The organism is Collinsella sp. SGI.178 (genome assembly GCF_050313495.1).
GTDB lineage: Bacteria > Actinomycetota > Coriobacteriia > Coriobacteriales > Coriobacteriaceae > Collinsella.
In genome coordinates this window covers 1-26000 of sequence record NZ_JBNPLM010000008.1, presented here as the reverse complement: position 1 = coordinate 26000, position 26000 = coordinate 1, and the positions used below count along the sequence as shown (strand labels likewise).

Annotated in this window: 20 protein-coding genes and 1 tRNA gene; 12 read left to right on the top strand and 9 right to left on the bottom strand. The window is 59.0% G+C overall.

Annotated elements, in window-relative coordinates:
• Nucleotides 1–241 precede the first annotated feature (241 nt).
• A tRNA-Thr gene (locus tag ACQRAQ_RS03815) sits at nucleotides 242–317 on the bottom strand.
• A 206-nt stretch (nucleotides 318–523) separates the two neighbouring features.
• The gene (locus tag ACQRAQ_RS03810) at nucleotides 524–1576 is read right to left on the bottom strand and encodes an aldose epimerase family protein (protein WP_427728593.1); all 1053 of its coding nucleotides are present in this window, start codon (nucleotides 1574–1576) and stop codon (nucleotides 524–526) included.
• Nucleotides 1577–1782: 206 nt separating this feature from the next.
• Between ACQRAQ_RS03810 and ACQRAQ_RS03805 the strand changes: the two genes are divergently transcribed.
• Entirely contained in the window at nucleotides 1783–2547 is a 765-nt protein-coding gene (locus ACQRAQ_RS03805) for a DeoR/GlpR family DNA-binding transcription regulator (RefSeq protein ID WP_427793982.1), read from the top strand.
• 434 nt (nucleotides 2548–2981) lie between these two features.
• On the opposite strand, the gene lacG (ACQRAQ_RS03800) is transcribed toward ACQRAQ_RS03805, so the two are convergent.
• A complete protein-coding gene (gene lacG, locus ACQRAQ_RS03800; RefSeq protein WP_427793981.1) occupies nucleotides 2982–4403 on the bottom strand; it encodes a 6-phospho-beta-galactosidase in 1422 nt (473 codons plus the stop codon).
• Between the two features lie 75 nt (nucleotides 4404–4478).
• Nucleotides 4479–6257, bottom strand: a complete 1779-nt coding sequence (locus ACQRAQ_RS03795) for a PTS lactose transporter subunit IIBC (RefSeq protein WP_427793980.1) — start codon at nucleotides 6255–6257, stop codon at nucleotides 4479–4481.
• 284 nt (nucleotides 6258–6541) lie between these two features.
• On the opposite strand from ACQRAQ_RS03795, the gene ACQRAQ_RS03790 reads away from it, so the two are divergent.
• Entirely contained in the window at nucleotides 6542–7543 is a 1002-nt protein-coding gene (locus ACQRAQ_RS03790; RefSeq protein ID WP_427793979.1) for a LacI family DNA-binding transcriptional regulator, read from the top strand.
• Between the two features lie 357 nt (nucleotides 7544–7900).
• Here ACQRAQ_RS03790 and lacG (ACQRAQ_RS03785) read toward each other — a convergent pair whose 3' ends face one another.
• Together lacG (ACQRAQ_RS03785) and ACQRAQ_RS03780 are read right to left on the bottom strand one after the other, a co-directional pair.
• Nucleotides 7901–9340, bottom strand: a complete 1440-nt coding sequence (gene lacG / locus ACQRAQ_RS03785; protein ID WP_154514977.1) for a 6-phospho-beta-galactosidase — start codon at nucleotides 9338–9340, stop codon at nucleotides 7901–7903.
• 66 nt (nucleotides 9341–9406) lie between these two features.
• Entirely contained in the window at nucleotides 9407–11182 is a 1776-nt protein-coding gene (locus ACQRAQ_RS03780; RefSeq protein WP_427728585.1) for a lactose/cellobiose PTS transporter subunit IIB, read from the bottom strand.
• Between the two features lie 357 nt (nucleotides 11183–11539).
• Between ACQRAQ_RS03780 and ACQRAQ_RS03775 the strand changes: the two genes are divergently transcribed.
• From ACQRAQ_RS03775 to ACQRAQ_RS03745, 7 genes are all read left to right on the top strand, one after another.
• Nucleotides 11540–12544 carry a LacI family DNA-binding transcriptional regulator gene (locus ACQRAQ_RS03775; RefSeq protein ID WP_427793978.1) on the top strand — a complete coding sequence of 335 codons (1005 nt, stop codon included), beginning with the start codon at nucleotides 11540–11542 and terminating at the stop codon, nucleotides 12542–12544.
• A gap of 214 nt (nucleotides 12545–12758) precedes the next feature.
• Nucleotides 12759–13097 carry a PTS lactose/cellobiose transporter subunit IIA gene (locus tag ACQRAQ_RS03770; protein WP_055252615.1) on the top strand — a complete coding sequence of 113 codons (339 nt, stop codon included), beginning with the start codon at nucleotides 12759–12761 and terminating at the stop codon, nucleotides 13095–13097.
• Between the two features lie 412 nt (nucleotides 13098–13509).
• Nucleotides 13510–14520: a hypothetical protein gene (locus ACQRAQ_RS03765; RefSeq protein WP_427793977.1), complete on the top strand. Its 1011-nt coding sequence runs from the start codon at nucleotides 13510–13512 to the stop codon at nucleotides 14518–14520.
• A gap of 310 nt (nucleotides 14521–14830) precedes the next feature.
• Nucleotides 14831–15259 carry a galactose-6-phosphate isomerase subunit LacA gene (lacA, locus tag ACQRAQ_RS03760; protein ID WP_006234830.1) on the top strand — a complete coding sequence of 143 codons (429 nt, stop codon included), beginning with the start codon at nucleotides 14831–14833 and terminating at the stop codon, nucleotides 15257–15259.
• Nucleotides 15260–15322: 63 nt separating this feature from the next.
• The gene (gene lacB / locus ACQRAQ_RS03755; protein ID WP_427793976.1) at nucleotides 15323–15847 is read left to right on the top strand and encodes a galactose-6-phosphate isomerase subunit LacB; all 525 of its coding nucleotides are present in this window, start codon (nucleotides 15323–15325) and stop codon (nucleotides 15845–15847) included.
• Nucleotides 15848–16225: 378 nt separating this feature from the next.
• Entirely contained in the window at nucleotides 16226–17107 is an 882-nt protein-coding gene (locus ACQRAQ_RS03750) for an aldose 1-epimerase family protein (protein ID WP_427793975.1), read from the top strand.
• 56 nt (nucleotides 17108–17163) lie between these two features.
• A complete protein-coding gene (locus tag ACQRAQ_RS03745; protein WP_427793974.1) occupies nucleotides 17164–18099 on the top strand; it encodes a hexose kinase in 936 nt (311 codons plus the stop codon).
• Nucleotides 18100–18368: 269 nt separating this feature from the next.
• On the opposite strand, the gene ACQRAQ_RS03740 is transcribed toward ACQRAQ_RS03745, so the two are convergent.
• The gene (locus tag ACQRAQ_RS03740) at nucleotides 18369–19997 is read right to left on the bottom strand and encodes a UDP-glucose--hexose-1-phosphate uridylyltransferase (protein WP_427793973.1); all 1629 of its coding nucleotides are present in this window, start codon (nucleotides 19995–19997) and stop codon (nucleotides 18369–18371) included.
• Nucleotides 19988–21193 (bottom strand): galactokinase, encoded by a 1206-nt coding sequence (locus tag ACQRAQ_RS03735; protein WP_427793972.1) that lies wholly within the window; start codon nucleotides 21191–21193, stop codon nucleotides 19988–19990. The genes ACQRAQ_RS03740 and ACQRAQ_RS03735 overlap by 10 nt, the downstream gene beginning before the upstream one ends.
• A 383-nt stretch (nucleotides 21194–21576) precedes the next feature.
• Between ACQRAQ_RS03735 and ACQRAQ_RS03730 the strand changes: the two genes are divergently transcribed.
• Nucleotides 21577–22563, top strand: a complete 987-nt coding sequence (locus ACQRAQ_RS03730) for a LacI family DNA-binding transcriptional regulator (RefSeq protein WP_427794016.1) — start codon at nucleotides 21577–21579, stop codon at nucleotides 22561–22563.
• A gap of 129 nt (nucleotides 22564–22692) precedes the next feature.
• Nucleotides 22693–23853: an FprA family A-type flavoprotein gene (locus ACQRAQ_RS03725; RefSeq protein WP_427793971.1), complete on the top strand. Its 1161-nt coding sequence runs from the start codon at nucleotides 22693–22695 to the stop codon at nucleotides 23851–23853.
• Nucleotides 23854–23917: 64 nt separating this feature from the next.
• Here the strand turns inward: ACQRAQ_RS03725 and ACQRAQ_RS03720 are convergent, their stop codons facing one another.
• On the bottom strand, nucleotides 23918–24721 hold the full coding sequence (locus ACQRAQ_RS03720; RefSeq protein WP_427748009.1) for a DeoR/GlpR family DNA-binding transcription regulator: 804 nt from the start codon (nucleotides 24719–24721) through the stop codon (nucleotides 23918–23920).
• Between the two features lie 334 nt (nucleotides 24722–25055).
• Here ACQRAQ_RS03720 and ACQRAQ_RS03715 point away from each other — a divergent pair, with 334 nt between their 5' ends.
• Nucleotides 25056–25913, top strand: coding sequence for a class II fructose-bisphosphate aldolase (locus ACQRAQ_RS03715; RefSeq protein ID WP_022095149.1), 858 nt, complete (start codon nucleotides 25056–25058; stop codon nucleotides 25911–25913).
• Nucleotides 25914–26000 lie beyond the last annotated feature (87 nt).

The following is a 26000-nucleotide window of genomic DNA, read 5'->3' as shown; positions in this document are numbered from 1 at the left end:
CGGGCCTTTTTCTATGTCGGTTGGAATGTTGACCCGTATTTTTCGGCATGTTGCCGGGCGTCTATCCTGTATGCAACTCGATTTAAGTTGGGATCTTATGCGGATGATATGTAGACAGGCATGCGCATCAAATTGATTAAAAAATATTTTCACTCCGTTTTCACTCCTCAGAAGATATGAAATTTGGAGAGAAAAAGAAAAAGCTCAGAAGCAATTATGCTTCTGAGCTGGACTAATGCAATGGAGCCAGCGACCGGGCTCGAACCGGTGACCCCCGCTTTACGAGAGCGGTGCTCTACCAACTGAGCTACGCTGGCGGCCATGTGGTGACGCAGCTGAGGCGTCAACGGCTGTCTATGATACGGGACATCGCAAATCCGCGCAAGTGTTCTGACAGCTTTTCTCACGTTAAATGCACCAATCATTCAAGCCGGGATGTGCCTGGTTGCCTACAACTAGGTACAAAAACGCCCGTCGGCGGTATGCCGGCGGGCGCTGCTGTGCGATATGTTGCGTTATGGGCTTAGTGCCTCATAAAGTGGTATTCGATCACATTGCTGTAGGGATGACCCGGGCCCACAATGCCCTGCGGGAACAGCGGCTGGTGCGGCGTGTCGGGGTACATCTCGGCCTCGAGGGCAAAGCCGGCGCCCCAACCATAGTTGGCGTCGTCCTTGGCGTGCTCGTCGCCTAGCCAGTTGCCGGTGTAGAGCTGCACGCCCGGGGCGGTGGTGTAGTAGTCCAGCTCACGGCCGGTCCACATCTCCTCGACGTGCAGGGCACGGCGCAGATTGCGGCCGTACTGATAGCCGCCAATGCACAGGCAGTGATCGTAGCCGCGTGCCTGCTTAATCTGCGGATGGTCGGCCTCCATGCCAGGCGCGACGGGGCGTAACTCGCGAAAATCAAACGGTGTTCCCTCGACCGGAGCAATCTCGCCAGTAGGAATGTTCTGGTCGTCGATGGGCAGGTAGTGGGCAGCGTTAGCAACAAAGAAGTGCTCGCAGTCCATGCCGGCATTATGACCGGCAAGGTTAAAGTACGTGTGGTTGGTCATGGACACGTACGTGGCGCGGTCGCTCTCGCAGCCATATTCGATACGGAAGCGGCCGGTGTGCGTCACGGTAAACACGGCCGTAAAGGTGCGGTTGCCGGGCAGGCCCAACTCGCCATCCTCAAGTGAGGTGGTCATGCGCACGGCGTTGTGAGCCTCGTCGAGCTCAACATCCCACACGCGCTTGTGCAGGCCGTGTTCAAGATCGCTGTGCAGGTTGTTGGCGCCCTCGTTGGCGGGCATATGCCAATCCGTACCGTCGATGGTGATCGTTGCACCCGCAGTGCGGTTTGCCACGGGGCCAATGGTCGCGCCAAAGCAGGCGGGGTTGTCAAAGTAATCCTCGAGCTTATCGAAGCCCAGCACCACATCGCGCACGTTGCCGGGAATGTCGGGCACATCGATACCCAGCACGGTGGCGCCATAGTCCATAATGCGAACGCAGATCTCGGGCCCGTTGAGGGTGTAACGATGAACGGGGGTACCGCACGGCGCGGTGCCGAAAAGCTCAGAAGTGATCATTTGGTTCCTAACATCGAGGTATTTCCGACAAACTGTAGCGCGAACAGGCGAGATTATCACTACACCCCACTAAAGCAGGGGGTATTTTTCTCAAAAAAGTGATGATTGGAGCTGTGCGGGCGTTCATTTTTGACGCGCACGAGTCTGATACAATTTGTTCGTTACTGTTTGAATGATATGCGCGCAAAGAACGGCGAGGATTCATCGTGATTAAAGCGGAGCGACAGGATAAGGTTCGTCAGCTGCTCGAGGAGCAGGGCACGGTCTCGGTCAAGGAGATTTCGGACGTGCTGGGCGTCTCGGATATGACGATCCGCCGTGATCTTGAGGAGCTTGCGAGCCTGGGCGAGATCGAGCGCGTGCACGGCGGCGCCCGCAGTGCGCAGGGTCGTCCCCACGCTATGTTGCGCCACGAGTACTCGCACAGCGAAAAGCGCACCAAGCATGCCGAGGAAAAGCTGCAGATTGCGCGCCGCGCCGTGGAGCTTATCGAGGAAGGTTCGACCATCTTTTTGGGTACGGGCACCACGGTTGAGCAGATGGCCTCCATGCTGCCGGCGTGCCGCCTGCGCATTGTGACCAATTCGCTTTCGGTGTTTAACCTGCTCGAGGCGCGCGAAGACTGCGAACTGTGCCTCGTGGGCGGCATGTATCGTCGCCGCACCGCCGCTTTTGTGGGACCAACGGCCGAGGATACCCTGCGTGCGTTGGGTATCGACGCGGCGTTTATCGGTGCCAACGGCATTTTGGACGGCGACGTGTCCACATCTAACATGGAAGAGGGTCGTATCCAGCAGCTCGCTTTTAGCAAGGCTGACTCGCGCTATCTGATCGCCGACTCCAGCAAGATTGGCAAGCGCGACTTCTACACCTTCTGCCGTCTGGACAGCCTGGATGCCGTGGTGTGCGAGCCGGGTATCGCCGCCGAGGATCGCGCCGCCATCGAGGAGCATACGCAGGTCATTTGCTAGCTAGCGCTGCAGGATTGCTAGCAAGCGCTGTGTGAGGACTTTTGCCCCCCCTGTCATTGTGGGGAATCGGCGCGTCAGCGCCATGCGATATGACGCGCAAATGAGGACTTCGCTATCAAATTGTCTCAACCTGTAACAGGTAGGAGTGAAGTCACCAACCAGATGTTACAGATTGAGATTTTGGCCCGGCCTATTCCGTTTGTCTCAATCTGTAACAGCTAGGACCTAAAAACTCGACTAGGTGTTACAGATCGAGATTTTGTCTATCCAGCCATCACCTTTGTCTTGATCTGTAACAGCTAGGGCCGAAATATTCGGCTAGATGTTACAAATCGAGACAAACGACCTGCTCGGGCCGAGCCAAAACAAAAAGAGGCCGCATGCAATCCCGTGGAGGGACTCACATGCGGCCGACAGGGGGTATGCGGCAAAAGTTAGGCCATGAGCAGGCCGGTCTCTGCGACGTTCTTGTACCAGTACGCGCTTGCCTTGGGATAGCGGGCCTGGGTCTCAAAGTCGATGTAGAACAGGCCGTAGCGCTTGTTGTAGCCGTTGGTCCAGGAGAACTGGTCCTGCAGCGACCACACAAAGTAGCCGTCGACGTTCACGCCGCCGTCGATTGCCTTGAGGATCCATGCGAGATGCTGACGCATGTAGTCGATGCGAGGGGCGTCGTCGATAAAGCCGTCCTCGAAGTCGTCCTTATAGCCCATGCCGTTCTCGGTGATGTAGATCTTTTTATAGTTGGGGTAATCGTTCTTAATGCGGAGCAGCAGGTCGTACAGGCCCTCGGGATAGATGATCCAGTCCCAATCGGTGGTGGGTACGCCTTCGCGCACGCATGCCTCGCCCACGCCCTTGAGGAACCAGCGCGAGGAGCCCTTGTCGCCGGTGCCATTGTGGTTGATGTCGTTTTCGCCCTCGGCGGCACGCAGGAACTGGCACTTGTAGGTATTGACGCCCAGGCAATCGTTGTAGGGGAGTGCGGCGGTCAGCGCGGCGATGTCCTCGTCGCGAACGTCGAGCTCGCCGCCGGCGATATGGGCCAGCTTGGTCGCGGCTTCCATGGTGTCGGCTGCATAGTGGCCGCGGAAGGTGGCATCGAGTACCCAGCGGTTGTTGATGACGTCGGCCATGCGAGCTGCCTCGCAGTCGGCAGCGCTGTTGGGATCGAGGGGATACTTGGGCTCCAGGTTCTGGACAATGCCGATCTCGCCCTCAAAGCCACCCTCATGGAAGGCGACGACAGCCTTGGCGTGGGCCACCATCATGTTGTGCATGAGCTGGAAGGCCTTGTCCAGGCGGTACTTCTCGCCGTGCGGCCAGTTGCCGACGATAAAGCTGCCCTCGGCGGTCGCGGGAATCTCGTTAAAGGTGAACCAGTGCTTGACCTCGGTGAACTCGGCAAAGCAGAACTTGGCGTACTCGACAAAGGCGTCGATCGTCGTGCGCGTCAGGAAGCCTTCGCCGCCGTTCTGGTAAAAGGCCTCGGGCGTATCAAAGTGATCGAGCGTGACATAGGGGATAACGCCGGCTTTATTGCAGGTGGCGAAAAGCTCGTGATAGAAAGCGACGCCCTCGGGGTTGATCTCGCCAGTGCCGTTGGGGAAGATGCGGCTCCAAGCGATGGAGACGCGGATACCGTTGATGCCGAAGCGCTGGCACAGGTCGATATCGACCGGGTACTTGTTGTAGAAGTCGCTTGCAGGATCGGGGGAGAAGCGACCCTGGGCAGCCAGGAAATCGTCCCAGGGCACTTTGCCCTTGCCGTGCGTGCGGGTCTCGCCCTCAACCTGGTAAGCGGCGGTGGCGCCGCCAAACACAAAGCCGTCGGGGAACTGCATGGGGTTGTTCATGAGGCATCCTTTCTGTGGGGTACGAATAGGGAGAGGTGCCCGAACTGGGGATCCGGGCACCAACAGAGGGAGGAGCTAGTCGAGGTTCTCGCGGAGCCACTTGATGGCGCCAGCGGGGTCGCGGGTAAGGTCGATATATTCCTTGCCGCGCGGGGCGAGCAGCTTAATGCCCAGGCGATCGGTGTCGGCCTTCATGTCGTTGTAGTAGCTACGAACCTGCGGGGCAAGCACGATAACGTCGTACTGATCCATGATGGCAGTGTGCTGGCCATAAGCGCCGGCAGAGGAAGCGATGTTCTCTCCGGTCTGCGCAGCACCTTCCTTGATGGCGTTGGCAAGCATGGCAGAGGTGCCAGCGCCGGCGCACAGGACGAGGACTTTCAGGCCGTCGACATCCTTCTTGGCGGATGCGTCGGAGGCGGGCTCGGGCTGATCGGCGACAGGCTCGCTGTCGCCGGCAGCGGCGGTCGGCTCGACGGAAGCGGTAGCCTGCTCGACAGCGGGCGCGGAGGTGCTGGCGGCGATGGTGGCAGCACCATCGGACTCAAGACCCAGCTCGGCGGCGCGCTCGGCCTCCTGGTCGCAGAGCAGCTTATCGTATGCCTTCAAGAACGGCAGGTAGATGATGGCGTCCAACAAGATGATGATTGCGACAAATACCAGGGCGATGAGCTGGAAGTTCGTGGTGATGAAAATGCCGATGGGGGCGGGGGTGGCCCAAGGCACCACGAAGGAGAAGCCGTTCATGCCCACGTTATCGATAAAGAACTTGGCAACACTTACGTTGACGCAGCCGGCGGCAACAAAGGGGATGAGCATGTAGGGGTTGAGGATCATCGGCGCGCCAAAGAGCAGCGGTTCGTTGACGGCGAAGGCAACAGGAACAATAGAGGCCTTACCGACGGCTTTGAGCTGCTTGGACTTCATAAAGAGAATCAGCAGAAGCGGCACGATGAACGTGGCGCCGGTGCCGCCGAACTCACCCACGAGCGACATGTTGAAGGTGAGGGAATGGGCGGGGTGACCACCGGCCAGCAGAACCTGCAGGTTCTCGGCCTGGTTGGCAAGACGGATGGGGTCGATGCCCGGCTGGACGATCGAGGGGCCGTGGACGCCGATGAACCAGAAGAACGCGGTGGCTGCCTGGATAAGGATAAGGCCAGGATAGGTTTCTGCAGCGGTAAAGAGCGGGGAGAGCAGTTTGATGAGCAGCTCGGAGAACGGAACGCCCATGAGGTTGCGCACGACGACATCGATGATGCCGCAGATGATGACGGCGCCGCCAAAGGGGATGATGTCGCGGAAGTTCTGAGCGATGGCGCCCGGAACCTCCTTGGGCAGCTTAATGGTCAGATCGCGCGAGACGCAGAACTTATAGACCCACACGGTAATGAACGCGGCGATATAGGCCGAGAACAGACCGCGCGTACCCATGCTGGTGCAATCGAAGACCGAAAGCTCGGAGCCGTCGAACTTGGTGGTGAACTGCGTAACAGCGAGCAGCAGCATGCTGCACTGGGCGGCCACCATGGTGGAGCCGTCGTTGAGCACCTTGCCGGCGGGCATGCGACGGTTCATGGAGGCCGTGAAGTTCTTGGCGGTGGTGCCGGCAACCATGATGCCCATAACGCCCATGGTGAAGTTGTACAGCTTATTGCACCAGTCGATGAGCGGCTGGGGCAGCGTGATGCCAACTACGCCAGGAAGGGTGGCGATCAACAGGAAGATCGAAGAGGTGAGGACAATGGGCATACACCCAAGGAATCCGTCCTTGATGGCCTGGAGGTAGATGTTCCTCGAGATCTTCTCAAAGAACGGCTGATGCTTTTCGAGCATCTTTACGATGGCGTCCATAAAGCTCCTTTGTTACTTGATGCGCGATGCATGTGGATGGAACTGGTCGTCGATGGATGGTCAGGACTGCCCGGAAACCTTCCCGCTTAAGGAAGGCATTGCGAAATGACAACGTTGTCATTTCGTTAATGACAACGTAAGACATTTTTGGAAGAGCAACAAGGATTTACGGGTGAACGGTCGATATTGTCCGATAAACGGCTGATTTGTCAGTCGGGCAGGTAGTGTATGCTAGAACGCAAAAAACAAGCGATAGAGAACCGAGTGGAGAAGCAGTGGCAACGATGGACAAGAAGAATGTTTCGATGAACGATGTGGCGATTGCCGCGGGTGTTTCTCTCAAGACGGTTTCGCGTGTGATTAACGAGCCCGATAGCGTACGAGAGTCGACACGCGATAAGGTCCATTCCGCAATGGAGGCGCTCGGGTTTCGAACCAACTTTGCCGCGCGTTCACTCAAGTTGGGCCGTTACGGGTGCATCGGCGTCGTGCTGTTCCACTTGTCGGGCGGCGCCGTGGACATGATTGACGGAATCGCCGATGCAGCCGAAGAGCGAGGCTTTGCGCTCACGATGATCAAAAAGCGGGCGGGGGAGAAGATGACCCTTGCCGAAGCGGCGCGCAGGATGTCGCAGCTTCCCGTCGACGGCATGATCTTCAACCTGCGTCAAATGGTCGATGACTTTGATACCTTTGAGGCGCCGAAAGACCTCAAGACGGTGATTATCACGCCGATGGAACATCCTACCTGCTCTACCGTTAGTGACGATCAAGAGGGTGGTGCGCGCATGGCGTGCGAGTACTTCTTAAATCGCGGGCACAAGAACGTGTATTTCGTTTCTGGTAAAAAAGAGTCGCTGTCGAGCCAGTGCCGTATGAAAGGTTGGCGTGCAGCACTCGAGACGCGTGGCATTGAGCCGCCCGAGCCTCTGCAAGGTGATTGGAATGCGGATAGTGGCTATGCCGCGGGCCTTGTGCTTGCCGATAAACCCGATTGCACGGCGGTCCTCGCTGCTAACGACTGCATGGCAAACGGCGTTATGATGGCTCTACGTGACAAAGGGCTCAGTGTGCCCGACGACGTGTCCGTGATCGGCTTCGACGATGAGCTCTACAAGACGATTCCCAACTCGATTCTGACGTCGGTGAAGTTTCGCCACCGCGAGCTGGGCATCCGTGCACTTAACGAGGTCGTCGCAGGCCTTGAGGCTCCGAGCTCCAGAAGCCGCACGCTTGTGTCGGGCGTGCTGATCGAGCGTTCCAGCGTGAAAGACCTGCGGGCGTAGACGTGCTCAGCTCGTTCATCTCAATCTGTAACAGGTAGGACCGAAATACTCGGCTAGATGTTACAGATCGAGATTGAGAGGATTGTCCTGTGCGTTTATCTCAATCTGTAACAACCAGACGTCCAAAACCGGTTTTAGTGTTACAGATTTAGACAATTCGGCCCCGTCTTCCCGGTTTGTCTTGATTTGTAACAGCTAGGGACCAAAAACTCGGCTAGATGTTACAGATCGAGACAAACGGCCCCCCAGCCGAACAAAAACAAAAGGCCGGGGGCGGCGCGCCGTGTGACGTGCCACCCCCGGCTGAGAAATGGGGACAGGTTATGTGAGCGGGGCAATTCCGCTGGTCGCCAGCCGCTAGTCCAGACGACGGGTCTGCGCCACGTGCTTGTACCAGTAGGCGCTTGCCTTGGGCGTGCGCTTCTGGGTTTCAAAGTCAACGTAGAAGAAGCCATAGCGCTTGTTGTAACCATTGGTCCAGGAGAACTGATCCTGCAGACTCCACAGGAAGTAGCCGCCCACGTTGACGCCCACCTCCATGGCCTTGAGCAGCCAGCGCAAGTGCTGCTCGATGTAGTCGATGCGCGGCTGGTCGTCCACAAAACCGTCCTTGTAGGGGTCCTTGTAGCCCATGCCGTTTTCTGTAATGAAGATCTGCTTGTAGTTGGGGTAGCGCTGCTTAATGTAGACGAGCAGATCGAACAGGCCCTCGGGATAGATGATCCAGTCCCAGTCGGTGGTGGGGATGCCAGGCTTGTTCACGTGCTCGCCAATACCCTTAACGCGCCAGCGGCCGGTGCCCTTCTCGCCCGTACCGTTGTGGTGCAGGTCGTTCTCGCCGTCGTAAGCCTTCAAGAAGCGGCACTGGTAGTTGTTGACGCCCAGGTAGTCGTTGTAGAGCGCGGCCTCGCGCATAATCTCGAGGTCCTCGTCCAGGATCTCGATGGTGCCGCCCGAGACGGCAGCCAGACGGTTGGCGCACTCGAGGGTGTCGGGCGCGTAGTCGCCTCGGAAGGTGGCGTCGAGCAAGAACTGGTTCTGCAACACGTGCTCGTTGTTGGCGGCTTTGATGTCGGCGGGGTCGTTCTCGTTGAGCGGATACTTAAACTCCAACGACTGAATGACGCCGATTTTGCCCTTAAAACCGCCGTTGTGGAAGGCCAGTACGGCCTTGGCGTGGGCGAGCATCATGTTGTGCTCGCACTGGAAAGCCTCGGCCAGATGCGCCTTGACGCCGCCGGGGAAGGTGCCCTCGATGTAGGTGTTGGAGGCATCGGCCCAAATCTCGTTAAAGGTGAACCAGTAGGTCACCTGGTCAGCGTACTCCTTAAAGCAGAAGGTGGCAAAGTCCACAAAGGCATCGATGGTCTCGCGGTTGAGGAAGTCGCCCTTCTCAAAGAGGGCAAGCGGCGTGTCGAAGTGATGCAGCGTGACAAACGGCTCAACGTGGTGCTTGTGGCACTCGGCGAAGAGATCGTGGTAGAACTGCACGCCCTCGGGGTTGATCTCGCCGGTGCCGTTGGGGAAGATGCGGCTCCAGGCAATGGAGAGGCGAATGCCGTTGATGCCGAACTCCTCGCACAGCTCCAGATCGACGGGGTACTGGTTGTAGAAGTCCGAAGCGGGATCGGGGGAAAAGCGCCCCTGGGCCTCCAGGAAGTCGTCCCAGGCAACCTTGCCTTTACCGTGGGTGCGGGTCTCGCCCTCTACCTGGTAGGCAGCAGTGGCGCCGCCAAAGACAAAGTCCTCGGGAAACTGCGCAGGCGGGTTGGTGACGCTAGCAGGGTTAACGGACATGATGATCCAATCGTCTAAATCGAAGGGCCAGCCGGTCTTGGATGATCGGCTGGCCCTGTGCGTTACTTACTTCGAGAGTTGCTCGCTTACGAAGGCGAGAGACTTATCGCCGTTCTGGGAAAGCTCAATGTACTGCTTACCGCGGCAGGCGACGCACTTGTTGCCCACGCGCTCGCAGTCCTTCTGCAGGTCGGCCAGGTAGCTTGCGGCTTGCGGGGCCAGGACGACCAGATCGAAGTCGGGGAGCATGTCCACGTGGTTGCCATAGGCCTCGGCAGCGGTTTCAAGATTGATGCCGCGCTCCTTGGCGGCCTTGGCCAGCGCGTTGGCGAGCAGGCCCGAGGTACCGCCACCCTGGCAGAGCACGAGCACGCGTTTGCCGTTGAGGTCGCTGGTGGCCGTTGCCTCGGCAGCGGGTGCTGCGGAAGCGGCGGGGGCGCCGGCTTCCACGGCCTCGGCAGCAGCGCCGGCGGCAACGCTCTTGGCGTCGGCCTTGCCCTGGAAGGCATCGTTGAGCTTGGCGGCCTTCTCGGCGTTCTTGGCGGCGAGCTCCTCCTGGGAAATCTCGGCCTCCTCGGCGCACTTCTGGGCGTCATAGGCACGGAAGAACGGATAGTACAGAACGAAGTCGACGACCAGGATAAGGGCGAGCATCACAAAGGCGAGCGGCTGGAAGCCCAGGCCCATGATGGTGCCGATGGGGCCGGGGACGGTCCAAGGCAGGGTGTACATAAAGCCGTTCATGCCCAAGAAGTCGATAAAGATCTTGAGGATCCAGATGTTGGCGATCGGGGCAAAGACAAACGGGACAAAGAAGACGGGGTTGAGCACGATAGGCGCGGCGAACAGCAGCGGCTCGTTGACGGCAAAGCACACGGGGACGATGGCGGCCTTACCGACAGCGCGCATCTCCTGGGACTTGGCCAGGAAGCAGAACATAAAGACCAGGACGAGCGTGGCGCCGGTGCCGCCCATGCAGACGACGAAGTACTGGGCACCCTGGGTCAGGACAGCGGAAGCGTGCTGGCCGGCCTGGAACGCAGCCAGGTTGTCGGTCATGTTGGCAACGAGGGCGGCGGCGATGGCGGGCTCGACGATCGAGGGGCCGTGGACGCCCACGAACCAGAACAGGCTCATGGCGCCGTAAATCACAGCAAGGCCGATGTAGCCGTCGGCAGCGGTGAACAGGGGCTGGAACACCTGGATGACGCCCTGGGCAAAGCAGAAGCCAAAGGCAGCGCGGAAGACGATGTCAAAGACCCAAAAGACGGTGATGCAGACGGAGAAGGGGATGATGTCCTTAAAGGTCTGCGAGATGTTGGGCGGAACCTGCTCGGGCATCTTGACGGTGATGTTGCGCTTGATAAAGAACTTGTAGATGATGCCGGTCACAAACGCAGCGATGAAGGCGGTCAGTAGGCCCTTGGAACCAAGGTAGGTGGTGTTGAAGCCACTGGCGGCATCCGTGGCGATGGTGTCGCTCGAAAGGAGCAAGAAGCCGATGATGGCCGCGCACATGCACGAGATAAAGTTGATCTGGTTATTCTTGGGCAGATCGCGGTTCTGGGCGTCGGCGAAATGCTTGGCCGTGGTAGCGGCGCAGGCGATGGCCAGGATGCCCATGGAGTAGTTGTAGCACTTCCACAGGGCGTTGTTGATGTCATCGGGCCAGTAGAAACCCCAGATGTTGGGGACCGAGGCTACCAGGCAGAAGATGGACGAGAAGATGATGATGGGGATGACGGAGATAAAACCGTCGCGGATCGCCTTGAGGTACTTGTTGCGGGCGATCGCGTTGAAAAAGGGCTGGCCCTTTTCGATGGTGGCGATGAGTTGCTCCATGCAAAGCTCCTAAGAGTCGGTGGGTTAGCAACGATGGTAGCTTTTGACGTTTGGTTGCCAAAATGCTGACGTTGCCATTTTGTGACACAAAATAAGATGCGAACCGATGGCCCCTGTGCCTGCGGACCGTCGATTTCTTGCGCGTAAACGTTTGAGCCGCCCGGTGGCTCTGTGTTTGCACAATGGCAACGTTAACATTTGGGCGATAAAAGCCGTTCGGGGAAGCAAAAATGTCGGTGAACGGTAGGTTTTGGGTGGTGAGCGTATGGTGGGTGAGGCGTTAGATATACTTGAAGACGTTTCATTTGACTGCGTAGGGTGCCACCAATGGCATCGTTGACATAGAAAGATCGACCTATGGCCGCTGTTAAAAAATCGGTTTCCGTTAAGGATGTGGCGCGCCTCGCGGGCGTCTCAGAACAGACGGTCTCGCGCACCGTCCACGATTCGCCCAGCGTGCGCCCCGAGACCAAGGAGCGCGTGCGTGCCGCCATGCGCGAGCTGGGGTATCGCCCCAATTTTGCCGGTCGATCGCTGCGCCGCGGCAAGTTTAAGACCGTCGGCGTCGCCATGTTCAACATTACCGGTACCGGCAACCTCGACCGTATGGAGGGCTTTGCCGCCGCCGCCGATAAGCACGGCTACGCCATTACCCTCACTAAAGTAGACGGACATCCGTATACCCTCGAGAGCGCATCGTCGCGCATGAGCGCACTGCCGGTAGACGGCATGGTCGTGATCATGAATCGCATGCCGGCGGACTTTGGCACCTTTGAGCCGCTGCCTGGTATGCAGACGGTGCTCGTTACCATGCTGGAGCACCCGCTGTGCTCGACGGTCGATAACGATCAGTTCGATTGCTCGCGCCAGGTTGTCGAGTACTTGCTGGGGCAGGGGCACAAGACCGTGCACTTTATCTCGTGTCCCGAACGCTCGCTTTCGGGCATGCAGCGCGAGGAGGGCTGGCGCGAGACATTGCGCGCGCATGGTATTGAGCTGCCGCGACTCATCCGTGGCGACTGGACGGCGCAGAGTGGATATGCCGCAGGCCAGGCTCTGGCGGACGATCCGACCTGTACTGCCATCTATGCCTCCAATGACGCCATGGCCTACGGCTGCATTCGCGGACTCGAGTCGCGCGGAAGGCGTGTGCCCGAGGACGTGAGCGTGGTGGGGGTTGATGATAGTCTGGGCGACATCGTGCCCGATCGTCGCCTGACCACCGTGCGCTTTGACAACAAGCGTGTCGGCATGTGGGCAGTCGACAAGATCGCCGGCGCCGAGGGAGTTGCGTCTGGCGTGGAGCACATGCTGATCCCCGGCGTGCTCGTAGAGGGCGATACGGTGCACGATTTGCGTTAGGGCGCGGTCCTGTTTGGGTTTCCGTTAATCATGTTTGATATTGTTCGAAATGGTTTGGAAACCGTTCGCGGGTTAAAAGTGACCGTTCATAGCTCGAAATTACGTTTTGCGCTGTTCTTTTTTGTTTGAATGTTAATGTTTCAGCCATACAGAACGCAGCGCGTATGCCCGGACGCGATGCTCTCCATTGGTTCATATGTGAAAGGAACGCAATATGGCAACCAAAGAAGAAATCTCGATGGTTGGATTCGAGATTGTCGCATACGCAGGTGACGCCCAGACCGATCTGCTTGCAGCGCTCGATGCTGCTCGCGAGGGTGACTTTGAGAAGGCCGAACAGCTGCACAAGGATGCCAGCGATGCGCTTATCGGCGCCCACGACACGCAGACCAAGCTGCTTTCGCAGGAGGCCGGCGGCGGCGAGATGGAGATGACCTTCATCATGGCTCACGCTCAGGACACCCTCATGACCACTATGATCTTGGAGAAGCAGGCCCGCTTTACCATCGATGCCTACAAGCGCATCGCCGAGCTCGAGGCCAAGCTCGCCTAACGAGCCCGCACAACCAAGTTCCCTTCCAAAAGCCCTGCCGCTATCCGCGGCAGGGCTTTTTCTGTCCTCCTCCAAGTTGCGGTGAAATAGGGGCTGACGGCCCAAAATGATCCGTTCTCCTCCGTCCCCAGGGGATCGGTTGGCAGCGTCGCCACGAAACTGGACCATCTACTACGTTTAACCCGATACCCCCGAACACACCTGCGTTTCATGAAAAACTGCAAGCGTTCTACCTGTGGTTTTGTTTTTACGCCACGGGGCATGGTCGGGGATGGGCAGTTAAACGTAGTAGATGGGCCCATTTCATGGCGGGCAGGTCATGCAGCAGTCTGTTGCGCCTCTTGCCGTTCGGTTTTTCGCTGGGTGGGTATACTTCCATCCGCAATACAGGCCGGAATGAGGAGGTATCCAAATGCCGGACAACGGATCGATTCAAAAGAGAGACGCGAGCGAGATGGCTCATGGGCGTCCTGTCCAGATAACCGAGCAAACAACGGTGACCGAGCTGCAGCCCAGCCTATCCGATGTCGTGTGCGCAAACAAAAAACTGCAGATTGGCCTCATCGTTGCGCTCGTGGCACTGGCGCTGCTGTCGGGGTTTGTGGCTCGTCCGCATTTTGCCGATACCAAGACTTGGGACTCTACCATCGAGGTCATCGATCAAAAGAAGGGCAATGTATTGGCGCTCACGACCTCGTGCGTCGCCCTATCTGCGGGTATCACTGCGCTGCCGGGCGATACGGGAACGCCGGTTGCCGAGCAGCTCGCACAGCTTTCGGGTAATCTTGGTATCGTGCTTGCCGTGCTATACCTAGAGAAATATTTACTCACGATTTTGTGGTCGGTTGGCCTGGGCATCCTGATCCCGTTTGCGCTGGTGCTCTTTGCAGCGTCGCTTGGCATTCACGGACGCTGGAGCACGAGCACGGTCATTCGTCGCGTGGCAACGCGTGTGCTGGTGGTCGCCATCATTAGCATGGTGTTGGTGCCCGCGAGCGTATGGGTGTCGCAGAAGGTTGATGAAACGTATCGAGTGAGCATCGAGGCGGCCGAGCAAAAGACGACTGACGCTGCGAGTGCGGCAGATAGCGATAGCTCCAAAGCAAACAAGAAAAAGACTGAGTCCGCAGAGTCCAAGAACGTGCTTGAACAGCTTGCCGACGGTGCCTCGGGTCTCGTCACGACGGTGACCAACGGCGCCAAGCAGATGACCGATGAGATTGTGCAGCAGGTGACCGATCTGATCGAAGGTGTCATCGTGATGATCGTGACCTCGTGCGTTATCCCATTGCTGGTGCTCGCGGCGTTTTTGTGGCTGGGGCACACACTGCTGGGGATTGATATTTCCGGGCCGACGAATTATTTGACGGGCCGCTTTCTGGGCACTCCGTCCAAGCATGCCAAGAAGGGCGGGCAGTCCTAGTAGCTAAAACAGCTGTATATACCGGGGAATACCGCCGAAGGGCGGCCGAGACACGTTCTCGGCCGCCCTTTTGTTTGTTGAACACATGGTCGCTACGCCCGCGCCCGGTCCAAACGGTCAGCAATCATCCGTGAACGGTATTTGTTCAAAAAAGAACAAAGATAAACAAAAAGTTGTTGCAGTTACTGTTCGAATGTGTTCAAATAAACATGAACAGTGAAGAATCGCACATTCAGATGCCCGGACCTGAACGAGATTCAACACTTCCAAACAGAAACAACGCACCTGCGTATCTCTCAAGGAGGATGTCATGAGGGTTGTAATCGCTTCCGATGCCGACGGCATGTCGATGAAGGAGTCCATCAAGGAGATGCTCATCGCCGATGGTCACGAGGTCGTCGACTATTCCGAGACCCCTGCCGCGGACTTTGTCGATTCCGCTACCGCCGTTGCCAAGGACCTGCTGGAGCACAAGGATTCCCAGGGCTTCGCATTCGATAAGTACGGTGTCGGCTCCTATATGGCCGCCGTCAAGATCAAGGGCATGGTCGTCGCTAACATTTCCGACGAGCGTTCCGCCTACATGACCCGCGAGCACAACGGCTCGCGCATGGTCACCATGGGCCCGGGCGTTGTGGGCACCGAGGTCGCCAAGAAGATCGCCCGCGAGTTCCTGCGTGCACAGTACGCCGGCGGCCGTCACCAGATCCGTGTCGACATGCTCAACAAGATGGCCTAACGAGAGCCACCGAGAACTCGAACTTCTACCTCAACTTGTGAATTCAGACGAAAGGACGTTCTGATGAAGAAGACCATCGCAATCGGTTGCGACCATATCGTTACGGACGAGAAGATCTATCTGGCCGACCGCCTGGAGCAGGCTGGCTACAAGGTGCTCGACTGCGGCACCTACAACCACACCCGTACGCACTATCCCATCTACGGCAAGGCCGTGGGCGAGGCTGTTGCCAGCGGCAAGGCCGACTTTGGCGTGGCCCTGTGCGGCACCGGCATCGGCATCACCAACGCCGTCAACAAGGTTCCCGGCGCCCGCTGCGCCCTGGTTCGCGACATGACCTCTGCCCTGTATGCCCGTCGTGAGCTCAACGCCAACATCGTGGGCTTTGGTGGCAAGATCACCGGCGAGTTCCTGATGGCCGACATCATGCTTGCCTTCCTGGAGGAGCCTTACGAGAAGACCCCCGAGCACGATGCCCTGATCGCCAAGATCGATGCTTGCAATAAGGCCGACGCCGAGGCTCAGACTGACCCGCACTTCTTTGACGAGTTCCTGGAGAAGTGGGACCGCGGCGAATACCACGACTAATTGGGTTACGCGGTTTTACCAAACCGCGTAACGGGTCGACGCTGCGCGGCGTTCAGGCACCCCATCTCGTCGCTCAAACCGTCGCTCGCGTACATGAAGTACGCGTCGCTCCTCTTTCGCGGCGACCTGGGGCACCTGAGCGCCGCTCGCTGACGTTGGGGGTACCTGCAGGGTTACCGCTGTTGTTGCGAAGCTTTCTGGTTCAGTAAGCTGCTCCGATAACACGTTTGCTTGGCTTGACTTGTGTGCTTCGTTATTGACGGACCCGGCATTCTGCAGCTTTTTAATTGACGGCTCGCGTTTCTGTGATGGGGCGCGGGCCGGTTTTCTATCAGCCCTATTGACTTGGTGGGCTGTCGTAAGAAAGGGAAGGCTCCTATGGAGTTTGTTCTTGATAACGGTTCTATCCGCGTGGCACTGAGCACGGCGGGCGGGTCGTTCACTTCTATTGCGGCCAACGGCCGTGAGTACCTGTGGCAGGGTGATCCGGCAGTCTGGTCGGGCCAGGCCCCCATTTGCTTCCCGATCTGCGGTGGCCTTCGTGACGGCCACGCAATGACCATGGGCGGCCGCGAGGTAAAGCTCGCCCGCCACGGCTTTGCGCGCAAGCAGGAGTGGAAGCTCGAGGAACAGAGCGACAGCATGGTTGCGCTGAGCTTAAGCTCTGCCGACCATGCCGAGTTGCTCGAGCAGTACCCGTATCCGTTTAAGATCGTTGCTCGTTACACGATCGATTCGGAAAAGGTTGCCGTGTCGTACGAGGTGACCAATGAGGGCACCGAGGACATGCCGTTCTTTGTGGGCGGTCACCCCGGCTTTAAGTGCCCGCTCGACGAGGGCGAGTCCTATGACGACTACGAGCTTCGTTTTGAGCAGCGTGAGGCCACCGACCTCTGCACTGCCGTTCCCTCGACGGGCCTGATTGATGTTGAGCATCGCAGCAAGAACCCGATGGTTGGCCATGACCTGCCGCTGACCCACGAACTCTTTGACTTCGCGGAGACCATCTTTGACGTGCTCGAGAGCCGCGTGGTTACGCTGACCAAGAAGACCGAGGACAAGGGCGTGCGCCTGACGTTCCCCGATATGCCGTACCTGATTGTGTGGAGCAAGCCCGAGGGTGACTTTGTGGCCGTGGAACCGTGGGGCGGCCTGTCCACCTGCTCCGACGAGGACGATATTCTGGAGCACAAGCGCGGCTGCCTGGTGGCCAAGCCGGGGGAGACCGTCACCCGCGGCTTTGAGATCGAGATCCTTTAACGAGCTATCGTATGTTTGGGGTCGCGCGTGTCGTGCCCCGGAAACAGGAGTTCAATATGATTCTGACTGTTACCATGAACCCGTCGATTGATACGCGCTATCAGCTCGATAAGCTGGTCATCGACGATGTTAACCGCGTGACGCCCGAAAAGACCGCTGGCGGCAAGGGCCTCAACGTGAGCCGTGTGCTGCTGCAGTTGGGCGACGATGTGCTCGCGACTGGCCTGCTTGGCGGTCACATGGGTGCCTATATGGCCGAGCTCATGGATGCCGACGGCGTCAAGAACGACTTTGTGCCCATTGCCGGCGAGACGCGCATTTGCCTGAATATTCTGCACGAGGGTAATCAGACCGAGCTTTTGGAGAGCGGCCCGCAGATCGCCCCGGCCGAGCTCGAGGCCTTTACGGCCAAGTTCGCCGAGCTTGCAGCGAAGGCGGACGTTGTGACGCTTTCGGGCTCGCTGCCGCGCGGCGTCGATGCCGGCTACTATGCCGAGCTCGTCAAGATCGCCGAGGAGGCGGGCGCCAAGGTGCTACTCGACACCTCGGGTGCATCGCTGGAGGCCGCGCTGGAGTCCGAAGCTAAGCCCGAGCTCGTAAAGCCCAACCTGACCGAGATTAACGGCCTGCTGGGTACGTCCTTTACGACCGATGATGTCGATGCCCTGCGCGAGGCGCTCGCCGCCGATGACCGTTTTGCCGGTATTCCCTGGGTCGTCGTTTCGATGGGCGCTGCCGGTTCGGTGGGCTTCCATGAGGGCCGCGCGTTCCGCGCCAAGACGCCCGCGATTGCGGCTGTGAACGCGACGGGTTCCGGTGACTCGACCATCGCCGGTTTTGCGCATGCCATTGCTGCTGGTGCCGACGACGTCACGGTGCTCAAGACCGCCAATACCTGCGGCAAGCTCAACGCCATGGATCCCAAGACCGGCCACCTGGTCATGGACCGCTGGGACGAGGTCTACAACAGCGTAGAGGTAACCGAACTTTAGAGTTACGGCGTACCGAACAAAACGAGAGTGGATAATCTCCCATTTTGGGCTCGCAAGCGGGCTTAGAGTGGGAGATTTTCCACTCTCATGAGAGGCAGCTAATTTGGGACGGGGCTATTTTGACTACTTCTAGATGCAAAGTAGTCAAAATAGCCCCGTCCCAAATTAGCTGCCCTTGCACCAAAAACGGCGCCCGCCGGCGATGTTGCCGGCGGGCGCCGTTGTCTTGAAGACGAAATGATCCGTTTTCCTCCGTCCCAGAGGGATCATTACAGCGAGTTGATAAAGCGCTGCTGGGCGGCGCGACCGGCTTCGTCCCATTTAAAGACGCCGGCGTTGTCGAGCACGTGGCCAAACACCATGCCGACCTCCTCATGCAGGATGTCGATGGCGTTGTCGGCCGTAAGCTCGTCGGCGCGGCGAGCAAAGACGTCCTCGGCCCACGCGGCATGGCTGCGACAAAGATCATCGCCCTCGAGCGCGCCGGCAAGGTCGTAACTGACATCGGCCTTGGCTGCCAGCAAGTGCTCGCGGACAGCGCCGAGCTCGGGAACCAAGCGCGGCGGCAGAATGGCCAGGCCCATGACCTCGATCAGGCCGATGTTCTCCTTCTTAATGTGGTGGTACTCGGCATGCGGGTGGAACACGCCCAGCGGATGCTCATCGGTCGTGATGTTGCAGCGAAGCGCCAGGTAGGCCTCGTAAATCTCGCCGCCGGCATTTCCGCGAGAGTCGACGCGGCGGATGACGGGCGTCACGGTGTTGTGCGCCACGCCGTCGGCCGTGTGTGCGATGATGCCCACAGACTCATCGGTCCACTCGCGCCAGGCGAGGATAATCTTCTCGGCAGCGTCGAGCAGCTGAGCGCGGTCATGCGAGCGCAGGCGCAGCACCGAGAGCGGCCACTGCAACACGGTGCCGCTGACCTGGTCAAAGCCGGGCACGTTAAACTGCGAGACCTCGGCGGCATGCATCATGGGGAACTCGTGCGCGCCGCCCTGGAAGTGGTCGTGCGACAGAATCGAGCCGCCCACGATGGGCAGGTCGGCGTTGGAGCCAATAAAGTAGTGCGGGAACAGGTCCACAAAATCGAGCAGGCAGGTCAGTCCCTTACGGTCGACGTGCATCGGGCGATGCTCGGAGCTCATAGCAATGCAGTGCTCGTTAAAGTACGCGTACGGGCTGTACTGGAAGCCCCAGCGCTCGCCGTTGAGCTGGATGGGGATAACGCGCAGGTTCTGGCGAGCGGGATGGGCGCCGCCGTCGGCTGCGGCGGAGCGTCCAGGGTAGCCCTCGTTCTCGATGCACAGTTGACAGGCGGGATACTTCTCGCCCGTGTTCTTTGCGGCGCCGGCCGCGGCAATGTCGCGCGGGTCCTTCTCGGGCTTCGACAGGTTAATGGTGATTTCCAGGTCGCCCCAGTTGGTGGGGGTGCTCCATTTGATATTGCGCGCGATGGCGGCGCGGCGCACGTAACCGGCGTCACAGCACAGACCATAGAACCAGTCGGTCGCGGCGCGGGGCTCGTTGACGCCCATGCGTCCGTTGAACTCCTCGTTTACAACCGAAGGCCTCGGCATGAGCGCGCCCATGATGCGCATGGCGATGCGGTCGCGGCCCGACGCCGTGTCCTCGGCAGCGCCGTTGGCAACGGCGTCCTCGGAAAGCGCGGCAAGCGTGCCCTCCAGGTCAAAATTGGGGAGCGTATCGGGGTGCAAGAGCGAGAGCTTCTCGTTCTGCATCGCCCAAGCCATGTCGAGCGCAGGACCCGTGGCGCCGATGCACTCGAGAATGGTGTTGTAGGCCCAGATGCGGTCATCCTGTCCGATCATGGATCGATGGATGGCATACTCAATCAGGCCCTGTGCGGCCTCGCGCACATCAGTCATTACAGCCATGCCGCGTAAGCCCCCTTGTCAGAAATTGCGTAGTGGCGGGCAGAGCCCTCGCCCAGCCAGCCGTTCATCTTGGTGATGAAGGTGTCGACCAGGTCGAGCGGCACGAAGGCCTGGATAGTGCCACCAAAGCCGCCGCCGTGGATGCGGACGGCGCCGCGGCCGTCAAGCACATGCTCAGCCAGTGCTAGGGCATACATCGAGGGCTGCTCGGAGCCCAGCTTGGCAACGACATTCTGCAGGTACATGGCGGAGCTGGCACCGGACTCGCGCGTCAGGACCAGGAACTGGTCGATTTCGCCGGCGCTAAGGGCTGCCCAGCGCTTATCGACCAGGCCGTTCTCGTACCAGTAGTGAACGGCGCGCAAGCAGGCACGGTCGCCCAGCTTGGCGCGTAGCTCAGGGAGCTTGGCGTCAAAATCCGCCACGTTTACCTCGCACAGGCGTGTCTTGCCAAACTCGGCGGCGACGTCCTGCATCTCGCGCGGAACGGCGGCGTAGTCGTCGGTAGCTGCCACATGGTCGGCGCCAACCTTAACGAGCACGAGCGCATAGCCGTGATCCTCAAAGTTGAGTTCGAGCTTCTGGGTTTTAGGCTGAGCCTGGTCCTCAAAGTCCATGTAGGCGAGGCCGCCCAAGCAAACGGCGGCCTGGTCCATCAGACCGCAGGGCTTGCCGTAATAGTTGTTCTCGGTGCGCTGGCTCATCTGGGCTAGCGCGACGGGCTCGATGGCGGGCGCGCCCCAGAGCGTCTCCATGGCACGACCGTACGCCGCCTCGACGGCGGCAGAGCTGGAAAGACCGCCGCCCGAGGGGACGGAGCAGGTGAAGGCGAAGTCGAAACCCTGGGGCTCAACGCCCAGAGCTGCAATCTCATGGGCCATGCCGCGGACGAGGCTAGCGGACGTGCCCTTCTCGGACTCTTGAATATCCAGCGTGTCGAGCGTGACCGCAAAGGTAGGATAGCCCTCGTCGGCGACGCGGATCTTGTTGGAGTCAGTTGCCACGGCGATACCGTCAACGGCGACATCGAGCGAGCCGGCGATAACATGGCCGCCCTCGTGATCGGTGTGATTGCCGCTGATCTCAGAACGCCCGGGCGCGTGCACGTAGAGCACCTGGCGGTCGCCGATGGGTCCAAACTCCTCCTCAAACAGCTTGGTGAGCATGGTGAGTGTCTTTTCGTCGGGGGTGGTCATGGGAGTCCTTTCCTTGGCGCGCACGGGTGAGTTTTGCGTCGTTATGAGTACGTTAACAACTTGAAGCGGCATGAACCAAGTGTTCACGATGCCGCACGTTACGCGCTATGTTAACGTACTCATAACACAACGCTTGCCACTTTTTGAGAATCCGGTAGTCGGTAGAAATACAGCTGTGAACGGTACTGCCGTATGGACTTATAAAGCAGAAGAGATACAGATAGAAAAAGTAGAGTACGTTAACATGCGTCCGACGATAGCGGGCCTCGGAGCGGGATATATTTCTGCCCGGGCCGGCATGCACGCTATTCAGATCTCGCAAGGGTGAAGGTGATCCTGTGGCAAGGCACTCGTCCAACGATACAGGTACGCGTCCGGTCTCCATGGCCGACGTCGCCCGCGCTGCCGGTGTTTCGCAGCAGACGGTTTCGCGCGTCGCCAACGGCTTGCCCAACGTTAACGAGCAGACGCGCCAGCGCGTGCAGGCCGCTATGCAAGAGCTCGGTTTTCGTCCGAGTTATGCCGGCCGCTCGCTGCGCGACGGCCGTTACCATTCGGTCGGTCTGTGCGTCAACGATGTCACCAAGTTTGGCAACCTCTCAATGATCGACGGCATCGCCAGCGCTGCTCGCGAGCATAATTGCGCCATCACACTGGTCGAGATGTCCAAGACCGAGGAGTTTTCGCTTGCCGAGGCCACGCGTCGTATGGCTGCGCTGCCGGTGGACGGCATCATCATCGGCATGAGCCGCATGGCGCCCGATTTTGAGACGTTTGATCCGCTGCCGGGCATTGGCACGGTTATTGTTACCATGTACGCGCACCCGCGGGTGACCACGGTCGACTCCGACCATTACGGCTGCTCGCTCTTGCTTATGGATCATCTGTTTGAGCTGGGGCACGAGCAAATTCGCTATATTGGCGGCCCGTCGTTCTCGGTCGACGAGCAATTTCGTCGCGCCGGCTGGCAGGATGCGCTCGAGCATAAGCACATTAAGCCGCAGGCGCCGCTCGAGGGCGACTGGTCTGCCAACAGCGGCTACGAGGCCGGCAGGTACCTGGCCGAGCACGATCGCACCATGACGGCGATCTATGCGGCAAACGATCAGATGGCAAATGGCGCGATTGCCGCGCTGCGTGATAGCGGCCTGCGCGTGCCCGAGGACGTAAGCGTGGTGGGCGTCGACGATTCGCTCGACGACTTTGTCGCGCATAACGAGCTCACGACCGTTCGATTCGATTTACATCAGCGTGGACGCGAGGTGTTTGAGCACGCGGTTCCCGAGGCGGGTACGGCGGGCAAAACCGTTGCTATCCGTATTCCCGGCCAGCTCATTATTCGACATAGCACGGCGATGCCACGCTCATAGTTTGCGCAGGTAAACGACGATTTATCGTATTTCAATAACAATCGGTAAGGATGCCGGCAGATAACAGTTGGAATGCTGCCAAGTGCTATGATAGACAAGTTATTTTGTCTATCTAGGAGGCTTTGTCTGATGGAGATCACCAAGGATATCCGCTACATTGGCGTCGACGACCACGACATTGACCTGTTCGAGGGCCAGTACGATGTGTCCGAGAACGGTATGGCATACAACAGCTACGTTATCTTGGGCGAAAAGATCGCTGTCGCCGATTCGGTCGACGGTGGTTTTGTCGACGAGTGGCTCGGCAACCTCGAGGCCGCGCTCGATGGCCGTACGCCCGACTACCTGGTCATCCATCATATGGAGCCTGATCACTCCGCCGGTATCGCCGCCTTTATGGAGCGCTATCCCCAGGCGCAGATTGTGGCCAGCATGGGTGCTTTCCGCATGATGGTCAACTACTTTGGCACCGACTTCCCCGAGCGCAAAATGGTTGTCAAAGAGGGCGATGTGCTCGACCTGGGCGGCCACAGCCTGACCTTTATCGGCGCCCCCAACGTTCACTGGCCCGAGGTACTCTTCTCCTATGAGGCCACCGACAAGGTGCTCTTTAGCGCCGACGGCTTTGGCAAGTTTGGCGCCAACGACATCGAGGATCCCGAGGGCTGGGCTTGTGAGGCTCGCCGCTACTACTTTGGCATCGTCGGTAAGTTCGGCAAGTTTGTGCAGGCCGTGCTCAAAAAGGCTGCCGATCTGGATATTCAGATCATCTGCCCGCTCCACGGTCCTGTCCTTACCGAGAATCTGGGCTATTACCTCGACACCTACAACACCTGGTCGAGCTATCAGCCCGAGGACGAGGGCATCACGATTGCCTATGCGAGCGTGTATGGACATCTGAAGGCTGCCGTCGAGGAGCTCGCCGCAGCGCTCGAGGCTCGCGGCCAGAAGGTTTCCGTCTTTGACCTGGCTCGCGACGACATGGCCGAGGCCGTTGAGGATGCGTTCCGCTATGACCGCCTGGTGCTCGCCTCCATCACCTATCAGGGCGAGATCTTCCCGTTCATGAGCACCTTTATCCACACGCTCGCCGAGCATGCCTACCAGAACCGCACCGTGGCGCTCGTCGAGGCCGGTTCCTGGACGCCCGCCGCTGCCAAGGTTATGACCAAGGAGCTCGAGGGCATGAAGGACATCACCCTGGCGCAGAACAAGGTGACTGTCCTGGGCTCGCTCAACGACACATCGCGCGCCCAGATCGAGGCCCTCGCCGACGAGCTTTCCAAGTAGCGATATTTCGCTTTTAACGGGCAAAACCACCACAAAGGGACAGGCCCTTTGTGGTGGTTTTTGTTTAAGCGCCGGCGATGATGAGGGCTGGACGTGCGTTGTCGGCGGCCTCGGCGATTGAGGTGGCGACGGCGGCGTCGGGGTCGCTGTCCATCACGATGATGTCGACGTCGGCAAGCTCGGCAAAACGGTACATGCCGCGTCCGTTGACCTTACTGGCGTCCATGAGGGCGACGCTTTGACGGGCGGCACCGACCATAGCCGCTTTGGTCTCGGCCATCTGCGGAAAGTCGGTCGTAAAGCCGCAGCCGGGAACAAAAGCGCCAGGACACATGACGGCAAGGTCGGCGTGGACCATTTGGAGCGCCTGCATGGTAAGTGGGCCGTACAGATAGCGATGACCTTTGCGCAGTGCCCCGCCCAGCATGACGACATCGACCGAGGGCATGCTCTCGTCAATATAATCGGCGATGGTAATGTCGGCCGTGATAACGGTGATGCCGTCGCGCTGATCGAGGAGCCGGACGAATTCGAGCGCCGTGGTGCCCGAGTCGACGAGCAGCGTGTCGCCGTCATTAACGAGCTCGATGGCGCTTTGCGCGATGGCCTGCTTGGCGGCGACGTTGACATTGATGCGGCGATCTTGCGTGGAGACGGTCAGGCGTTTGTGGAGCGATACGGCACCACCATGTGTGCGACGCAGCTTGCCTGCTTCGGCGAGCGCGTCCAGGTCGGCGCGGGCGGTGACGGAGGACACGCCAAAGGTCTGGGCGATTTCTGCTACCTGCACCGAGGCGTTATGCTCGAGTATTTCCATAATGGCGGTACGGCGCTCGTCAGCAAAAGCACGGTTGGTAGCTTGGGCCATGTTTGCTCCATTCTCGGCTAAATTTGCAGGAATTGTGTTGACTCTATTTTCGTTCATTTTCTTTTTGAGTAAGAAAACACCTTTCGATTACTTATCTTTTCTATAAAAGAAAGACGCTAAACGCTCAAAATTCAATATCGAACACGCCCACTCGGTTCCGATTCCTTCCGTTTACTTTTCAAAAACGACTGTATTGGCCTGCACGGACTCAATATCTCGCACGTGCAAAGCCGCTGAATTTCATACAATGAGCGCAGTAAAACGCAAGGTAAAACGCCTTGTGAACAACTACGCCCGATGTCCAGATGCGGGCGAGGGAGAGGAGCAAACGCTCATGGCACTTGTTACCACCGAAAAGATGCTCAAGGACGCTCAGGCCGGCCACTACGCCGTCGGCGCGTTCAACGTCGAGAACCTCGAGTTTGTTATGGCCGTTCTGGCCGCTGCCGAGGAGACCAAGTCCCCCGTCATCATGCAGACCACCCCGGGCACCATTAAGACCGCTGGTCTGGACTACTTCTACGGCATGGTGAAGGCCGCTGCCGAGCGCGCTTCCGTGCCCGTTGCTCTGCACCTCGATCACGGCGATGGCTATGACCGCTGCATGCAGGCTTTCCGCACGGGCTACACCTCCGTCATGATCGACGGCTCGCACGAGTCCTTTGAGGACAACATTGCCCTGACCAAGTCCGTCGCCGACGCTGGCCGCGCCATGGGCGTGCCCGTCGAGGCCGAGCTCGGCAAGGTTGGCGGCAAGGAGGACGACGGTCCCGCGGTTGAGGGCGAGAGCCCCTACACCGATCCTGCCGAGGCCAAGGAGTTCGTCGAGCGCACCGGCTGCACCTCGCTGGCCATTGGCGTTGGCACCAGCCACGGCGTGTACACGAGCGATCCGCACATCGAGCAGTCCGTGGTCAAGGCCATCCGCGACGCCGTCGATGTGCCGCTGGTTCTGCACGGCACTTCCGGTGTGCCCGATGAGCAGGTTGCCGAGGCTGTGAAGAACGGCATCTGCAAGGTTAACTACGCTACCGAGCTGCGTCAGGCCTACACCAAGGGCTTCATGGCCTACATGGCCGAGAACCCCGCCTGCTTCGATCCCAAGAAGCCGGCCAAGGAGGGCATGCGTGAGATCACCGAGCTGGTTAAGATCCGCATGACCAACCTCAACTCTGTGGGCAAAGCAGAGTAACAGCAAGGGTACTCTGATCCCACCGGGCCGTCCGGAAACGGAAAAGGGCCTATCTCTCAGAACGTCCTCGGACATGTCGGAAGCCCC

Bases quoted from the DNA above. Each gene is read 5' to 3' on its own strand.
- ACQRAQ_RS03740 (WP_427793973.1), bottom strand. From the start codon at position 19,997: ATGGCTGTAATGACTGATGTGCGCGAGGCCGCACAGGGCCTGATTGAG.
- ACQRAQ_RS03775 (WP_427793978.1), top strand. From the start codon at position 11,540: ATGGCCGCTGTTAAAAAATCGGTTTCCGTTAAGGATGTGGCGCGCCTC.
- lacG (WP_154514977.1), bottom strand. From the start codon at position 9,340: ATGTCCGTTAACCCTGCTAGCGTCACCAACCCGCCTGCGCAGTTTCCC.
- ACQRAQ_RS03720 (WP_427748009.1), bottom strand. From the start codon at position 24,721: ATGGCCCAAGCTACCAACCGTGCTTTTGCTGACGAGCGCCGTACCGCC.
- ACQRAQ_RS03725 (WP_427793971.1), top strand. From the start codon at position 22,693: ATGGAGATCACCAAGGATATCCGCTACATTGGCGTCGACGACCACGAC.
- ACQRAQ_RS03795 (WP_427793980.1), bottom strand. From the start codon at position 6,257: ATGGACGCCATCGTAAAGATGCTCGAAAAGCATCAGCCGTTCTTTGAG.
- ACQRAQ_RS03715 (WP_022095149.1), top strand. From the start codon at position 25,056: ATGGCACTTGTTACCACCGAAAAGATGCTCAAGGACGCTCAGGCCGGC.
- lacG (WP_427793981.1), bottom strand. From the start codon at position 4,403: ATGAACAACCCCATGCAGTTCCCCGACGGCTTTGTGTTTGGCGGCGCC.
- ACQRAQ_RS03730 (WP_427794016.1), top strand. From the start codon at position 21,577: ATGGCCGACGTCGCCCGCGCTGCCGGTGTTTCGCAGCAGACGGTTTCG.
- ACQRAQ_RS03750 (WP_427793975.1), top strand. From the start codon at position 16,226: ATGGAGTTTGTTCTTGATAACGGTTCTATCCGCGTGGCACTGAGCACG.
- ACQRAQ_RS03770 (WP_055252615.1), top strand. From the start codon at position 12,759: ATGGCAACCAAAGAAGAAATCTCGATGGTTGGATTCGAGATTGTCGCA.
- lacA (WP_006234830.1), top strand. From the start codon at position 14,831: ATGAGGGTTGTAATCGCTTCCGATGCCGACGGCATGTCGATGAAGGAG.
- ACQRAQ_RS03765 (WP_427793977.1), top strand. From the start codon at position 13,510: ATGCCGGACAACGGATCGATTCAAAAGAGAGACGCGAGCGAGATGGCT.
- ACQRAQ_RS03810 (WP_427728593.1), bottom strand. From the start codon at position 1,576: ATGATCACTTCTGAGCTTTTCGGCACCGCGCCGTGCGGTACCCCCGTT.
- ACQRAQ_RS03735 (WP_427793972.1), bottom strand. From the start codon at position 21,193: ATGACCACCCCCGACGAAAAGACACTCACCATGCTCACCAAGCTGTTT.
- ACQRAQ_RS03790 (WP_427793979.1), top strand. From the start codon at position 6,542: ATGGACAAGAAGAATGTTTCGATGAACGATGTGGCGATTGCCGCGGGT.
- lacB (WP_427793976.1), top strand. From the start codon at position 15,323: ATGAAGAAGACCATCGCAATCGGTTGCGACCATATCGTTACGGACGAG.
- ACQRAQ_RS03780 (WP_427728585.1), bottom strand. From the start codon at position 11,182: ATGGAGCAACTCATCGCCACCATCGAAAAGGGCCAGCCCTTTTTCAAC.
- ACQRAQ_RS03745 (WP_427793974.1), top strand. From the start codon at position 17,164: ATGATTCTGACTGTTACCATGAACCCGTCGATTGATACGCGCTATCAG.